The sequence below is a fragment of the Pseudomonas marginalis genome (genome assembly GCF_001645105.1).
Lineage (GTDB): Bacteria > Pseudomonadota > Gammaproteobacteria > Pseudomonadales > Pseudomonadaceae > Aquipseudomonas > Aquipseudomonas petroselini.
Genome location: NZ_LKEG01000028.1, coordinates 21480 through 36257, shown reverse-complemented (window position 1 = coordinate 36257; position 14778 = coordinate 21480). Strand labels below are relative to the sequence as shown.

12 protein-coding genes are annotated in these 14778 nt (G+C 63.9%); all 12 read right to left on the bottom strand.

Features of this window, described 5'->3' with window-relative positions:
- Positions 1 to 108: 108 nt before the first annotated feature.
- The 12 genes from AO064_RS07855 to AO064_RS07800 all read right to left on the bottom strand — a co-directional run bounded on the left by AO064_RS07855 (position 109) and on the right by AO064_RS07800 (position 14147).
- Positions 109 to 1194, bottom strand: coding sequence for a tartrate dehydrogenase (locus AO064_RS07855; protein ID WP_064052937.1), 1086 nt, complete (start codon positions 1192 to 1194; stop codon positions 109 to 111).
- A 20-nt stretch (positions 1195 to 1214) separates the two neighbouring features.
- Positions 1215 to 2675, bottom strand: coding sequence for an NAD-dependent succinate-semialdehyde dehydrogenase (locus AO064_RS07850; RefSeq protein WP_064052936.1), 1461 nt, complete (start codon positions 2673 to 2675; stop codon positions 1215 to 1217).
- A 117-nt stretch (positions 2676 to 2792) separates the two neighbouring features.
- Positions 2793 to 3950 carry an acetylornithine deacetylase gene (argE, locus tag AO064_RS07845; protein ID WP_064052935.1) on the bottom strand — a complete coding sequence of 386 codons (1158 nt, stop codon included), beginning with the start codon at positions 3948 to 3950 and terminating at the stop codon, positions 2793 to 2795.
- A complete protein-coding gene (locus AO064_RS07840; protein WP_064052934.1) occupies positions 3950 to 5101 on the bottom strand; it encodes an NAD(P)/FAD-dependent oxidoreductase in 1152 nt (383 codons plus the stop codon). Before AO064_RS07840 ends, argE begins: the two co-directional genes overlap by 1 nt.
- Complete coding sequence (locus tag AO064_RS07835) at positions 5098 to 6477, bottom strand: FAD/NAD(P)-dependent oxidoreductase (protein WP_064052933.1); 1380 nt, start codon at positions 6475 to 6477, stop codon at positions 5098 to 5100. The genes AO064_RS07840 and AO064_RS07835 overlap by 4 nt, the downstream gene beginning before the upstream one ends.
- The gene (locus AO064_RS07830) at positions 6459 to 6767 is read right to left on the bottom strand and encodes a (2Fe-2S)-binding protein (RefSeq protein WP_064052932.1); all 309 of its coding nucleotides are present in this window, start codon (positions 6765 to 6767) and stop codon (positions 6459 to 6461) included. Before AO064_RS07830 ends, AO064_RS07835 begins: the two co-directional genes overlap by 19 nt.
- Complete coding sequence (locus AO064_RS07825) at positions 6764 to 8605, bottom strand: ABC transporter ATP-binding protein (RefSeq protein WP_064052931.1); 1842 nt, start codon at positions 8603 to 8605, stop codon at positions 6764 to 6766. The genes AO064_RS07830 and AO064_RS07825 overlap by 4 nt, the downstream gene beginning before the upstream one ends.
- 1 nt (position 8606) lies before the next feature.
- Positions 8607 to 9482 (bottom strand): ABC transporter permease, encoded by an 876-nt coding sequence (locus tag AO064_RS07820; RefSeq protein WP_015884837.1) that lies wholly within the window; start codon positions 9480 to 9482, stop codon positions 8607 to 8609.
- Positions 9479 to 10435, bottom strand: coding sequence for an ABC transporter permease (locus AO064_RS07815; protein ID WP_046036804.1), 957 nt, complete (start codon positions 10433 to 10435; stop codon positions 9479 to 9481). The genes AO064_RS07820 and AO064_RS07815 overlap by 4 nt, the downstream gene beginning before the upstream one ends.
- A 13-nt stretch (positions 10436 to 10448) precedes the next feature.
- A complete protein-coding gene (locus tag AO064_RS07810) occupies positions 10449 to 12086 on the bottom strand; it encodes an ABC transporter substrate-binding protein (RefSeq protein WP_064052930.1) in 1638 nt (545 codons plus the stop codon).
- Positions 12087 to 12181: 95 nt separating this feature from the next.
- Positions 12182 to 13456, bottom strand: a complete 1275-nt coding sequence (locus AO064_RS07805; protein ID WP_064052929.1) for an NAD(P)/FAD-dependent oxidoreductase — start codon at positions 13454 to 13456, stop codon at positions 12182 to 12184.
- Between the two features lie 22 nt (positions 13457 to 13478).
- Entirely contained in the window at positions 13479 to 14147 is a 669-nt protein-coding gene (locus tag AO064_RS07800) for a haloacid dehalogenase type II (RefSeq protein WP_015884841.1), read from the bottom strand.
- Positions 14148 to 14778 lie beyond the last annotated feature (631 nt).

Genomic DNA, 14778 nt, shown 5'->3' with positions numbered 1-14778 from the left:
GGTTACTTTTGGCGCTCTTCCAAAAGTGACCCGCTGTAAGAGCGGAACCATAAGCCGCCGTTACCTAAATAACGGATATGTACTCAACTCAACTCAAATCAAACCCACTCAAACCAACAGCCCCCCCACAACCGCATCCCCCACTTCCTGAGTCGACCTCATCCCCCCCAAATCCGGCGTAACCACCCCCTGCGCAATCACCCCCTCGATAGCCCGCAAAATCCCATCATGCGCCGCCCGATACCGCCCATCCCCATTCCCCAAAAAGTCCAACATCAACGCCCCCGACCAAATCATCGCAATCGGGTTCGCAATATTCTGCCCATAAATATCCGGCGCCGACCCATGCACCGGCTCAAACAACGACGGAAACCGCCGCTCAGGATCCAGGTTCGCCGACGGCGCAATCCCAATGGTCCCCGCACACGCCGGCCCCAGGTCGGACAAAATGTCGCCAAACAGATTCGACGCCACCACCACGTCAAACCGGTCCGGCTGCAGCACAAACCGCGCGCACAGGATGTCGATGTGCTGCTTGTCCCACGCCACCTCCGGATAATTCGCCGCCATCAGCGCAGTACGCTCGTCCCAGTAAGGCATGCTGATGGAGATCCCGTTCGACTTGGTCGCCGCCGTCAGTTTTTTACGCGGGCGGGTCTGCGCCAGGTCAAAGGCGAACTTGAGGATGCGGTCAACCCCACGCCGGGTAAACACCGACTCCTGCAGCACAAACTCATGCGCGGTGCCTTCGAACATCTTGCCGCCTACCGACGAGTACTCCCCCTCGGTATTCTCGCGGATCACCACAAAGTCGATGTCCCCCGGCCCGCGCCCGGCCAGCGGGCACGGTACGCCGGGGAACAAGCGCACCGGGCGGATGTTCACGTATTGGTCGAAGTCGCGGCGGAACTTGAGCAGCGAGCCCCACAGGGAAATATGGTCCGGGACTTTGTCCGGCCAGCCCACCGCGCCAAAGTAAATCGCGTCGAAGCCCTTGAGCTGTTCGAACCAGTCTTCGGGCATCATCTGCCCGTGTTCCAGGTAATAATCACAGTGGGCCCAGTCGAGCACTTCGATGCTCAGGTTCAGGTCCCATATGTTGGCCGCCTGTTCCAGTACCCGCAGCCCTTCGGGCAATACTTCCTTGCCAATGCCATCGCCGGCAATCGCGGCGATTCTGAATGCCTTGCTCATCGATTCCGCCTCGCTCATTGTCAGTTCAAGCCGCCGATATGGAAGGCTTTGACTTCAAGGTACTCGTCCAGGCCGTACTTGCTGCCCTCGCGGCCCAGCCCGGATTGTTTGATGCCGCCAAACGGCGCGACTTCCATGGAGATGATCCCGGTGTTGAGCCCGACCATGCCGAATTCCAGCGCTTCGCCGAAGCGCCACGAGCGCTGCAGGTCCTGGGTGAAATAGTAGGCGCCCAGGCCGTACGGCGTGGCATTCGCCAGGGCGAGCGCCTCGGCCTCGTCGGTAAAGCGCATCAGCGGCGCCACCGGGCCGAAGGTTTCTTCATTGGCCAGCAACATCCCGGCGTGGGTGTCGCCGAGCACCGTGGGTTGCACGAACTGGCTGTCGCCACTTGGGATCGCGCCGCACAGCAGCTGGGCGCCTTGGCTCAGGGCGTCGTCGATATGCCGCGCGACTTTGTTCACCGCCGCCGGGTTGATCAGCGGGCCGATGGTCACGCCGTCTTCCAGGCCGTTGCCGACCTTGAGCTTGCCCACCTCTTCCACCAGGCGCGCGGCGAAACGTGCGTAGATGCCGTCTTGCACCAGGATGCGGTTGGCGCACACGCAGGTTTGCCCGGCGTTGCGAAATTTGCTCAGCATCACCCCGGCGATTGCCTGCTCAAGGTCGGCGTCGTCGAACACGATAAACGGCGCGTTGCCGCCCAATTCCAGGCTCAGGCGCTTGATGTGTTCGGCACTCTGGCGCATCAGCAGGCGGCCGACGGCGGTCGAGCCGGTGAAGGAAATCTTGCGCACCGCCGGGTTGCCCGTCAGCTCTTCGCCGATGCCCGCAGGCAAGCCGGTGATGACATTGAACACGCCCGCAGGAATGCCGACGCGCTCGGCCAGCACCGCCAGGGCCAGTGCTGACAGCGGCGTCAAGTCCGACGGTTTGACGATGATCGGGCACCCGGCGGCCAGCGCCGGCGCGCATTTGCGCGTGATCATCGCATTGGGGAAATTCCACGGGGTGATGGCGGCGCACACGCCCACGGGTTGCTTGAGGGTCAGCAGGCGCCTGTCGCCACTGGGGGCCGGCATGGTTTCACCGTAGACCCGCCGCGCTTCCTCGGCGAACCATTTGACGAAACCGGCGCCGTAGCGCACTTCGCCACGGGCTTCGTTCAGCGGCTTGCCCTGCTCGCAGGTCATGATCAGCGCCAGGTCGTCGAGGTTGTCGATCATCGCCTGGTACCAGCGTTCCAGCAGCGACGCGCGTTCAGCCGCCGGGCGGGCGCGCCAGGCGGGCCAGGCACGCTCGGCGGCTTCGATGGCGCGGCGGGTGTCCACCACGTCCATGGCCGGGACCTGGGCCAGCACGTGGCCGGTGGCAGGGTCGCGGATGTCCAGGGTGGCCGCGCTGTCGGCAGCGATCCATTGGCCATCTACGTAGGCGAGTTCAGCCAGCAGGCTGGGGTCTTGCAAGCGATTCTTGAGCATGGTCGAGTCCTGATCCGAGACACGCTCCAGTCTAGGGAGGTGCCACGGACGAGGATGCCGAAAGCGCGGTTAAAGCAGCGTGCCGTGCTGTAATTCGGCGCAGGACGGCAGGCTCTGCTAGGCCTTCAATGAGCCGAGCAAACCTTGCAAAAAGCGCTCGCCCGCGTCCATCTGACTGATCTCGATAAACTCGTCGGGTTTGTGCGCCTGCTCGATGGAACCCGGCCCGCAGACCACCACCGGCACGTCCAGGCGCTGCTTGAACAGGCCACCTTCGGTGCCGAACGATACCTTGGCGGTGCCGGTACCCGGCGCGGCGAATTGCTTGAGAAAGCGCACCGCTTCGACACTGGGGTGGGTGTCGAGGCCGGGGTAGACGTTGATGGTTTCGATCTCGATGGCCGCCGCGCTGGACAGCTTCTGCGCCTCGCGCACGATCACCTCGGCTCGCTCGCGCATCTGGTCCAGGAACTGATCCAGATCGTCCGCCGGCAGGTTGCGCACTTCGAAATCCAGGCTGCACAGGTTAGGCACGATGTTCAGCGCCTTGCCGCCGACAATCTGCCCGACATGCACGGTGCTGTAGGGCACGTCGTAGTCGGAGTCCTGGGCGCCACGCGTCTGCAATTGCTGCTGGCTCTCACGCAGGGCGGCGATAAAGTCGCAGGCCACATGGATGGCGTTGACCGAACGCGGCGCCAACGACGAATGCGCTTCCTGGCCACGGCAGTAGGTGCGGTAGGACCCCTTGCCCTTGTGGCCGAGTACGAACTGCATGTTGGTCGGCTCGCCGATCACGCACAAAAACGGGCGCACCGGCGCCAGGTGCAAAACATCGAGCAGACGCCGTACGCCGACGCAACCGATCTCCTCGTCATGGGACAGGGCCAATTGCAGCGGGCGGTTCAAGGTGTGGTCGGCGGCATCGAGCAGGGCGTCGATGGCCAGGGCGATGAAGCCCTTCATGTCGCAGCTGCCACGCCCGTAGATGCGCCCGTCCTGCACAGTGGCGGCGAAGGCGGGAAAGGTCCACGCCTGCCCCGCCGCCGGCACCACGTCGGTGTGCCCGGACAGCAACACGCCGGGCTGTTGCTTGGGCCCGGTGCTGGCGAACAGGTTGGCCTTCTTGCCGCTCTGGTCCTTGACGATCAAGGAGTCGATGCCCTTGGTCAGCAACAGGTCGCGCACGTAGTCGATCAGGGCCAGGTTCGATTCCGACGACACCGTGTCGAAGGCCATCAGCTGTTTGAGAATCTCAAGAACACGCGGTTTCATCAGGCCTGGCTCCGTTGCTCGGCAGGTGGGGCGAACCGGGTTATGGAGAACGGCTCGATCGGGGTACTGGTGCTGCCGGTGGCGAGCAGCTCGGCCATCACATCGCCGACGCCCGGGCCGAGCTGGAAGCCGTGGCCGCAAAAGCCGAAGGCATAGAACAAGCCGTCGACGGTGCCGCTGGGGCCCATCACCGGCAGCGAATCCGGCAGGTAGCCTTCGATGCCGCTCCACACGCGGATGATGTTCAGGTTACCGACGCCCGGCAGCAGTCGACGCATCTGGCTGACCTGATTGAGGATGCTGCGCGGCTCCACGTAGGCGCGGCGGTTGAGCATGTCCGGCTTGCTGCGGTAACCGCCACCGATGACGATATTGCCCCGCGGAATCTGGCGGAAGTAGATCACTTCCTCGGGGATTTTGGTGTACACGCCGATCACCGTCGGCAGCGCGTAGGGCACAGGCTCAGTCACTGCCATCTGCGGGCCGTGGGTGTCGAGCGGCACCGGCTCGCCGAACTGCGCCGAAAGCTTCTGGCCCCAGGCACCGGCGGTGATCAACAGTTGTGCGGCCTGGAACTGGCGACCGTCGGTGCTGGTGACGTGGAAGTCGGCACCGACCTTCTGCACCTCGGCGACTTCGGTGCGTTCTTCGATCTGCGCCCCCAGGCGCCGTGCGGCGCGGGCAAACGCCGGTGCGGCCAGACGCGGGTTGGCGTGGCCATCGTGGGGCGCATAGGAACCGCCCTTGACGTCCGGGCCGAGGAAGCCGAAGCGCTGATGCAGTTCGGCGCCGCGATAAATCTTCAGGTCCAGTTGCTCCGCTTCCGGCGCGGCCGCATAGGCCTCCAGCTCGGCGATTTCATCTTCGCGGTAACACACGCGCATATGCCCACTGGGGATGAACTCGAGGTCATCCTCGATCAGTTCCGGCAGGCGCTTCCACAGCGCCCAGGAGCGGTTGGCCAAGGCCAACTGGCCGAGGAAGCGCCCCTGCCGACGCACATTGCCGAAGTTCACCCCGCTGGCGTACTGGCCGATCTGGTCGCGCTCGAGCAGGATCACCGACTGGCCGCGACGGCGCAGAAAAAACGCCGCCGCCGAGCCCATCACACCACCGCCAACAATCACCACATCGGCTTTTTGCACCTTCATGACGACACCTCCTCGGTGATCAGCATCGACAAGGGTTTGACCGGTGCCTGACCGCGCTGGCGACCGACTTCCTGCACCGGCACCCCGGCCTCGGCGGCAATCACTTCGGCCCCGGCCTGTGAACAATAACGCCCCTGGCAACGGCCCATGCCCACGCGGCTGAATGCCTTGGCGCGATTGACTTCACAGGCGCCCTTCTCGTTCACGGTGCGCCGCAGTTCGCCGGCGCTGATCATCTCGCAGCGGCACACGATGGCGCTGTCGGGCAACGCCTTGGCCTGCGCGCTGGGCCAGGGAAACGCCTGGGCCAGGCCGAGGCGAAACTGGTCCATCACGGCCAGGGCTTGCTTTTGTTCGTCACGCAGCCCGCTGTCGGCCGGTTGCTGCAGATCGTCCAGCAGCGCCAGCGCCACCAGGCGCCCGGCATGCTCGGCGGCATCCGCACCGCGAATTTTCGCGCCGTCACCCGCCGCATACACCCCCTTCACCGAGGTGCGCCCGGCCTCGTCCGTGGCCAGCCACCATTGGCTGGAGGCTTGGTCAAAGGCCATGGCACAGCCGGCCAGGTCGCCCAATTGCGTCTCCGGGCGCAGGTGATACCCCAGCGCGACGGCATCGGCCTGCACCGTGACGGTCTGCCCGTTGCCCGCGATGAAGCGCACGCCCCCCACGCCATTGGCGGCATCCCCCATGACTTGCAGCGGCTTGATCCCCAGGTGCACCGCCACCTTGGCGCGGTACAGCTGCGCCAGCAGCTTGACCCCGGTAAACAGGACGGCCGGCCGCGCCAGCAGTTTCGGCAAGGCCTTGAGACGCAGGCTCAGGGGTGAGGTGTCGAGCACCGCCGCCACCTCGGCACCGGCTTTGACGTATTGGCTGGCAACCAGGTACAGCAACGGCCCGCTGCCCATGAACACCACGCGATGACCGATGGACACGGCCTGGTTTTTCAAGGCGATCTGCGCCCCGCCCAGGCTGTAAGTGCCCGCCAGTTGCCAGCCCTCGATGGGCATCAAGCGGTCGGTGGCGCCGGTGCACAGGATCAGCGCGTCGTAATCCACGGTGCAGTGGCGGCCTTGGCTCACGCAGCACAATTGCCCGGCCGTGAGGTTCCACACCAAGGTGTCGGGCCGGTAGTCGATGGCGTCGCGCAGGCGGTCGAAACTCTGGTGCAGGGCCTGGGCCTTGGGGGCTTCGCTGCCGTACAGCGTGGTGTAGTCGCGGGTAAAACCGTCTGGCTGACGGCGGTAGATCTGCCCACCGTCGCGACGGTTTTCATCGATCAGGATCGGCTTGATTCCGGCCGCCACCAGGGTTTCGGCGCAGCGCACGCCGGCAGGTCCGGCGCCCACAATAACTACCCGTGCAGTGGCCATGTCGCCTCCGGTTGTGTGGTAACGATGTCCAGCCCATCCCGGACTTCATTGGAGCAGGCGCGCAGGCGCTCGCCGCTGCGGGTCCATACCCAGCAGTCCTGGCACGCACCCATCAGGCAGAAACCGGCGCGGCGGCCGCTGTCGAATTCCGATTGGCGCAACGCGTTGCCCTGGGTCAGCAGCGCGACCATCAGGGTATCGCCCTGCAGGGCCTGGATGGGTGCGCCATCCACCGTCAGGCTGACCGTCGGCCGGCCCTGTTCGGCCAGCCTCACAAAACGCGCTTTCATGCATAGGCTCCCAACGTGAGGGTAGTGACGCCCTGCTGGGTATTCAGCAACTGGGCGCTGTCGTGGTGGCAGAGGACTTCACTGCCGTTGTCCAGGGTGCGACGCTTCGGTGCGGTGCGATTGCACAGGCCATCGACGCGCACCGGGCAGCGATTGAGAAAGGTGCACAGTTCCGGCACGTTGGCCCGCTCGCCTATCGCCGGCAGCGTTTCGCACCTTGTGCCGCAGGTTTCCAGCCAGCCCTGGCGCAACTCGGGCACCGAGTGGATCAGCAGGTCGGTGTAGGGGTGGAACGGCGGTTCGGCAAACGACTGGCGGCTGCCGGCCTGCACTTTGTGGCCGCTGTACATCACCACAATGTCATCGCACAGCGCACGCACGGTGGAGATGTCATGGCTGATAAACAGATAGGACACGCCCAGTTGCTGGCGCAGGTCGCGCAGCAGTTCGAGGATTGCCGCGCCGACCACGGTGTCGAGGGCCGAGGTCACTTCATCGCACAGGATCAAGTCGGGCTTGGCCGCCAGCGCCCGTGCCAGGTTGACCCGCTGCTTTTGCCCGCCGGACAGTTCATTCGGGCGGCGTTCGGCCATGTCGCGCGGCAGGCGTACCAGGTCCAGCAACTCATCGATGCGCGCCTTCAACGCGGCGCCCTTGAGGCCGAAATACATCTTCAGCGGGCGGCTGAGGATGGTCGCCACGCTGTGCATGGGGTTGAGGGCGGTGTCGGCATTCTGGAACACCATCTGGATCCGGCGAAATTGTTCCGGGGTGCGCTCCGACAGGCTGCCACCCAGGGCCTGGCCGTCGAACGTGAGACCGCCAAGGGCCGGGGTCAACAGCCCGGCCACCACGCGCGCCAGCGTCGACTTGCCGGAGCCCGACTCGCCGATCACCCCAATCGCCTGGCCACGGCGCACCGTGAGGTCGATGTCTTCCAGCACCCGGATCGACGGCATGCCGTGCATGTTTTTGTTGCCGTAACCGGCGGTGAGGCCGGTGATGGTCAGCAGCGGCACCTCTTCGGCAATCCCGCAGGGCGGGCGAATGGTGGTGTCTGGCCGTGCGGCCGCCAGCAGGCTGCGGGTGTATTCGTGGGCGGGAGCCTTGAGCAGCGGTGCCGTGGCGCTGTGCTCGAGAACCTGCCCGCCGTTGAGCACCACGATCTGGTCGGCCATTTGCGCGACCACCGCCAGGTCATGGGAGACGTACACGGCCGTGGCGCCGCGCTCGCGTACCACACGCTTGAAGGCGCGCAGCACGTCGATCTGGGTGGTCACGTCCAACGCCGTGGTCGGCTCGTCGAGCACCACCAGCAGCGGGTCGCTGATCAGCGCCATCGCCGCCATTACCCGCTGCAGTTGCCCACCGGACACCTGGTGCGGGTAACGTCGCGCGATGCGTTCCGGGTCCGGCAGGGCCAGGTCGCGGAACAGCCCGATAGCCTTGGCATGCAATTCGGCGCGGGTACCCAGGCCATGGATCAGGGCCCCCTCCACCACCTGGTCGATCAGTCGTTTGGCCGGGTTGAACGCCGCAGCCGCGCTTTGCGCGATATAAGACACACGGTTGCCACGCAGGCCTTGCAGGTGTTTTTCGCTCAAGGCGAGCATGTCGTGCTCACCCACCTGCACCACACCGCCAGACAACCGACAGCCACGCCGTGCGTACCCCAGTAATGCCAGGGCGATGGTGGTCTTGCCCGAGCCGGACTCACCGATCAGCGCCAGCACTTCACCTTTTTCCAGGGAAAAGCTCACGCCTTTGACGATTTCTACCTCGCCGTGCTCGCCACAGGCGACCACGCGCAGGTCTTCGACGCGAATCAATTCGGTCATTTCAATGGCCTCCCGTGCGTCGACTACGTCGGGACGACATATAGTCGATCAGCAGATTCACACCGATGGTCAGCGTGCCGATGGCCAGCGCCGGAATGATGATAGCCAGCGCGCCCTGGTTGAGGCCGCCGATGTTTTCCCGCACCAGCGAACCGAGGTCGGCGTCCGGCGGTTGCACGCCAAGGCCGAGAAAACTCATGCCGCTGAGCAACAAGACGATGTAGCCGAAACGCAAGCCCAGGTCGGTCAATACCGGGTTGAGCATGTTCGGCAGGATCTCCATGCACGCCACGTACAACCGGCGTTCGCCACGGGTACGCGCGACCTGCACGTATTCCAGGGCCTCGATGTTGACCGCCATGCTACGGGCAACGCGGAACGAGCCAGGGATGTAGCTGATCACGGCGGTGCAGATCAGCAGGGTCACCGATGAACCAAAGGCCGAGACCATGATCAGCGCGAGCATTTTGCTCGGGATCGAGATGAACGCGTCCATGATGCGGCTGATGATTTCGTCCAGCCATTTGGGCGAGACCACCGACAGCAGCGCACACCCGGTGCCGAAGAAGCTGGCCAGCAACGCCGCTACCAGCGCCAGGCCGACGGTGAACCGCGCACCGACCAGCACGCGGCTGAGCATGTCGCGGCCCAGGTAATCGGTGCCGAACGGGTGGGCGAGGCTGAAGCCTTCGAAGATGTTGTCGGACACCACTTCACCCACCGGGTGGGGGGCCAGCCAGGGGCCGAGCAGCGCCACCAGCAGCCAGGCGACGCAGACCGCGCCCCCCAACAGCCCCAGCCAGGACGGGCCGCTGGACACCTTGGCCAGGGCCAGGGCGGAAGACACAGGCTTGGACTTCGCAATGAGGTTGTTCATTGGTTTCTCAGCCTCGGGTTGGAGAGGATCGCGCACAGGTCGGCGAGCAGCACCAGGCCCAGGTAAGCCGCGCAGAACAACATGGTGCACGCCTGCACCAAGGCCATGTCACGGTTGGTCACGGCATCGACCATCAAGCTGGCGATGCCGGGGTAGTTGAAGATGGTTTCGACGATCACCACCCCGCCCAGCAGGTACGACAGGCTCAGGGCAATGGCGTTGGCGATCGGCCCGATCGCATTGGGCAAGGCATGGCGCAGCACAATGCGGATCGGGCTCACGCCTTTGAGGCGGGCCATTTCCACATAGGGGCTGTCGAGTTGGTCGATCACCGCCGCGCGGGTCATGCGCGCCATTTGCGCGACGATCACGCAGCACAGCGTCATCACCGGCAAGGCGTAGGTGCGCATGAATTGCAGCGGTGAGGTGATGTCACTGGCGTACGACAGCGCCGACAGCCAACCGAGGTTGACCGCGAAAATCAGCACGGCCAGGGTCGCCACCAGAAACTCCGGCACGGCGACCATCGCCAAGGTGACAAAGCTCAGGCAACTGTCGATACGCCCGCCCCGGCCCATCGCCGAGCCGATGCCGAGTACCAGCGCCACCGGCACCGAGACCAGCGCCGTAGCGCCCGCCAGCATCAGGGTGTTGGGCACCCGGCCGGCCATCAGTTCACCCACCGGCATGGCGTTGGAGACCGACACGCCCATGTCGCCGGTGAGCAGGCTCATCAACCAGTGCAGGTAACGCAGCACACCGGGTTGGTCCAACCCCAGTTTCAGGCGCAGTGCCGCCACCTGTTCAGGGGTCGCGAACTGGCCGAGGGATTGTTGCGCCGCATCCCCCGGCAGCACGGCCGTGATCGCGAACACGACCATGGACACGATCAACAAGGTCACGACACCGGCGCCGAGGCGCCGGCCGATCAACCACAGTGTATTGCTATTCATCGCACTGCCCTCCTCACGCGTCCAACCACACCTGCTCGGCGAACATGTAGCCCATGAAACCGCCCAGCGGGTTGCTGCCATAGCCCTTGATGCGCTGGTCTACACCGTCGATGTTGCTGATGAACACCGGCACGCCGATCCCGCAATGGTCGTGGACCAGGGTCTGCATGTCGCCATACATCTTGGCGCGCTTGGCGTCGTCGGTTTCGCCACGGGCCAGCATCAGCAGTTGGTCGAACTGGTCGTTCTGCCAGCCGGACTCGTTCCAGGGTGCCTTGGACTGGAAGAACTGCGAGAACATCACGTCGGCATTCGGCCGTGGGTTGATGTTGCCGAAGCTCAACGGGTGCTTCATCCAGTGGTTGGACCAGTAGCCGTCGCTGGGCAGGCGGTTCACGTCGAGCTTGAGCCCGGCCTGTTTCGCCGATTGCTGCAGCAGCACGGCGATGTCCACCGAACCGGTGGCGGCCGGCGAGGCCATGACGGGCATGGTGATGCTTTCCATGCCGGCCTTCTTCAGCAGGAACTTGGCTTTTTCCGGGTCGTAGACCGTCTGCGGCAAGTCGGTGTTGAAGTAACGCGAACCCGGTGCAATCGGGTGATCGTTGCCGACCACGGCAAAGCCACGGAACACCGCGGACTTGAACTGCTCACGGTCCAGCAACAGTTTCATCGCCTGGGTGAACTCAGGGCTTTTGCCGGGCAGTTGGTCCTGACGGATGATCAAGTCAGTGTAGTTGCCCGACGGTGCATCCACGACCCGGTGTTTGGCGCTGGCGGCGATGCGCGTAGTGGAGCGTGGGTTGACCTCGTTGATCATGTGCACGTCGCCCGACAGCAGCGCGTTGACTCGCGAGGGCTCGTCGGCGATGGCGATGAATTCGATTTCGTCGAGGTACGGCAGGCCCGGTTTCCAGTAATTCTTGTTGCGCACCGCAATCGAACGCACGCCTGGCTTGAACTCGCCCACGGTGAACGGTCCGGTGCCGATGCCTTTACCGAAATCGGTGGTGCCTTCGGGCACGATCAGCAGGTGCGACACCGCCAGGATCGACGGCAGCTCGGCGTTGGGCGCGCTGAGGCGAATCTGTACTTCGTTCGGGCCGCTGGCCTTGATCTCGGCGAACTGCTCCATCAGCGGCATGACTTTGGAGCCGGTGAGCGGGTCTTTGTGGCGGTTCAGCGAGAACACCACGTCGGCGGCGGTCAGGGCCTTGCCGTTGTGAAAGGTCACGTCTTTGCGCAGGGTGATGGTCCAGACGGTGGCGTCGGTATTGTCGATGCGCTCGGCCAGCTCCAGTTGCGGGACCAGGTGCTTATCGAAGCGGGTCAGGCCGTTGTAGAACATGTAGTGGCGGGCGTAGTCGGTGGACAGCGCGCCCTTGGCCGGGTCGAGTGTGTCGGCGGTGGAGCTGGACATGCCCGCCACGCGGATCTTGCCGCCTGGCTTGCCTTTGCCCTCGGCGGCCGCTTCATCGGCGAACAGCTTGCCGGCGGCGCCAAACAGGCTGCCCGCCCCGGCCGCTGCCACACCGGCCACCCCGAGCATTTGCAGGGCATTGCGGCGCGACATGCCACGGTTGAGGCTTTCGAACACCCGCAGGCTGTCATGGCCGGAGATGAGCTCGGGTGTATTTTTGTTGTCAGTCATATCAAGGCTACCTGTCGATAATCGGAAGAATCGAGTGCTCACGGATGTCCGGAGCGTCCTGGAAACACAAACGACGGTGACGCAACAACGGCAACTCAGTGCAAATAATCCTGGAACCGGTAATACGCCCCCACGAACGGCAGGAACCAGGGTTTGCCGAAATGCCCGGGGATCGCCGGCCATTCCAGTTCGCGCCAAGGGTTGGCCGTCGCATTGCCCGCCATGACCTCAGCCATCACCTGGCCCATGTGCACCGACATCTGCACACCATGGCCGCTGTAGCCCATGGAGTGGAACACGCCGCCATGCTGGCCGGCGCGTGGCAGGCGGTCGGACGTCATGTCCACCAGGCCGCCCCAGCAGTAGTCGATCTTCACGTGCGCCAACTGCGGGAACATGTTCAGCATCGCCGCCTGCAGCACCTTGCCGCTCTTGGCGTCGGAGACGCTGTCGGACATGGCAAACCGGGCACGCCCGCCAAACAGCAGACGGTTGTCCGGGGTCAGGCGAAAGTAGTTGCCGATCATGCGGCTGGTCACATAAGCCCGGTGCCGGGGCAGCAACTGGTCGATCAGCGCTTGGGGCAAGACTTCGGTGGCGATGACGAAACTGCCCACCGGCACAATCCGGCGACGGTACCAGCCCAGGTCGCCATGCTGGCAAGCGCCGGTCGCCAGCAGGACTTGCCCGGCGTGCAGTGAGCCCTTGACGGTGTTGACCTGATAGCCACCGGCCTGGGCCTTCCAGTCCTTGACGGCGGTGTGCTCGTAAATCATCGCGCCACGCCGCGCCGCCGCTTCGGCCAAACCGACCCCAAAGCGGCCGACGTGCATCTGCACGCCGTTGCGTTGCAGCAAGCCGCCATGGAACTGCGCCGAATTGACTTCCGCATGGGTCTGTTCGGCGCTGAGCAGCTCGACATCGGCATCCACCTCCTGGCGAATCAGCTCGCAGGTGCGGGCCAGGCCTTCGTAATGCATCGGCTTGGCCGCCAGCTTGAGCTTGCCGTTGCGCACCAAGTCACAGGCAATCCCTTCCTGCTCGACCAGCGAAACCACGCTCTGCACCGCGCTTTCATAGGCTTGGTAATAGGCACGCGCCTTGGCGGCACCGAGGCTGGCGTGCAGCCCGGCATAGTCCTGGGCCACCCCGGTGTTGCACTGCCCACCGTTACGCCCCGAGGCTTCACCGATCACACGGCCGGCGTCGAGCACCACCACACTCGCGCCTTTACGCGCCAACGCCCGCGCCGCCGCCAGGCCGGTGAACCCACCGCCGACCACAGCCACATCGACCTGCTTGGGCAAGCCGCCCAGCTGGGCACCGGTAAAAGCCGGTGCGGTGTCGAGCCAATAGGATTCACTGCCCATGTCTTACCCTCAAGGTGCGCGTTTACAGACCGACCAACGCCGGCAACCCACCGATATCGGTGATCTGCTGGTAACCGTAAAAGGCATTGGCCGGGACTTCATGGCCACGGGCAACGAATGCCTTGTGCTTGATCTTCATGTCATGGGCCGACATCAGGTCATAACGGAAGCTGGACGACACATGCAAGATGTCTTCCGGGCCGCAGCCGAGGTTGTCGAGCATGAACTCAAAGGCCGCCAGGCGCGGCTTGTATGCCTGGGCCTGTTCGGCGGTGAACACCTTATGGAACGGCGCGCCGAGCTTGTCGACGTTGGACATGATCTGACTGTCCATGGCATTGGAGAAGATCACCAGGGGAATCTTGTCGGCAATCTTCGACAGACCGGCCGGCACGTCCGCATGAGGGCCCCAGGTCGGTACGGCGTCGTAATACAGCTGGCCTTCTTCGCGATAATCGATACCCCAGCGCTTGCAGGTACGGGCCAGGGCGGTCTTGAGGATTTCGTCATACGGACGCCAGTCACCCATCACCTGGTCGAGGCGATAGGCTGAGAAGTCCTTGACGAACTGGTCCATCTGCTCGGGCTTGATGCGATCGGCGAACAGCTCGCGGGTCATGGTGCCCATATGGAAGTTGGTCAGCGTACCGTAGCAGTCGAACGTAATGAATTTGGGACGAAGAAAGCTCATTGAGTGCGGTCCTGAAGTCAGTTGAGTGTGGCAAGCGTTCGCTGCCCTGGCGGCGCGTCGGCCTCGTTGCAGCACAGGTTCATTACACCACTGTGAAATCAGCATATGCCGTCTAAAAAGACCTGTGCTCAATACAAACCACCGTTTTGGTGGCTGGGCTCAGCAGACTTTGCGGTGCGCGCCAGGCTTGGGCAGGGCCTTTGTTTGTGCGCTTTTAGGGGGCTTTTGGGGGGATTTTGTGGGGTGAGGGCTTAAGGACGGGGGGTTGGGGCGGCAGAAAGTGTGGCCGGGGGGATTGGGTGTATATCCGTTATTTAGGTTAGGGCCACCTAGGGTTCCGCTCTTACAGCGGCTCACTTTTGGAAAGGCCCAAAAGTAAGCAAAAAGCCTTCGCCCCAACACTCGGCACCTCGCCTAGGCTCGGTGTGCCCTCACTCCGGCCAGCGTGTTTGACGGGGCGCCTAAGATCAAGATCAAAAGCAAAAGCACGGCGGCCTGAAAGCCGACCTGAGTGGTTGGGTCAAAAGCAGATACGTGTAAGAGCTGGCTTGCTCCCGATGGCGGTGTGTCAGCTGATCCATCTTTGGCTGTCACACTGCAATCGGGGGCAAGCCCCCTCCCACATTTGGAA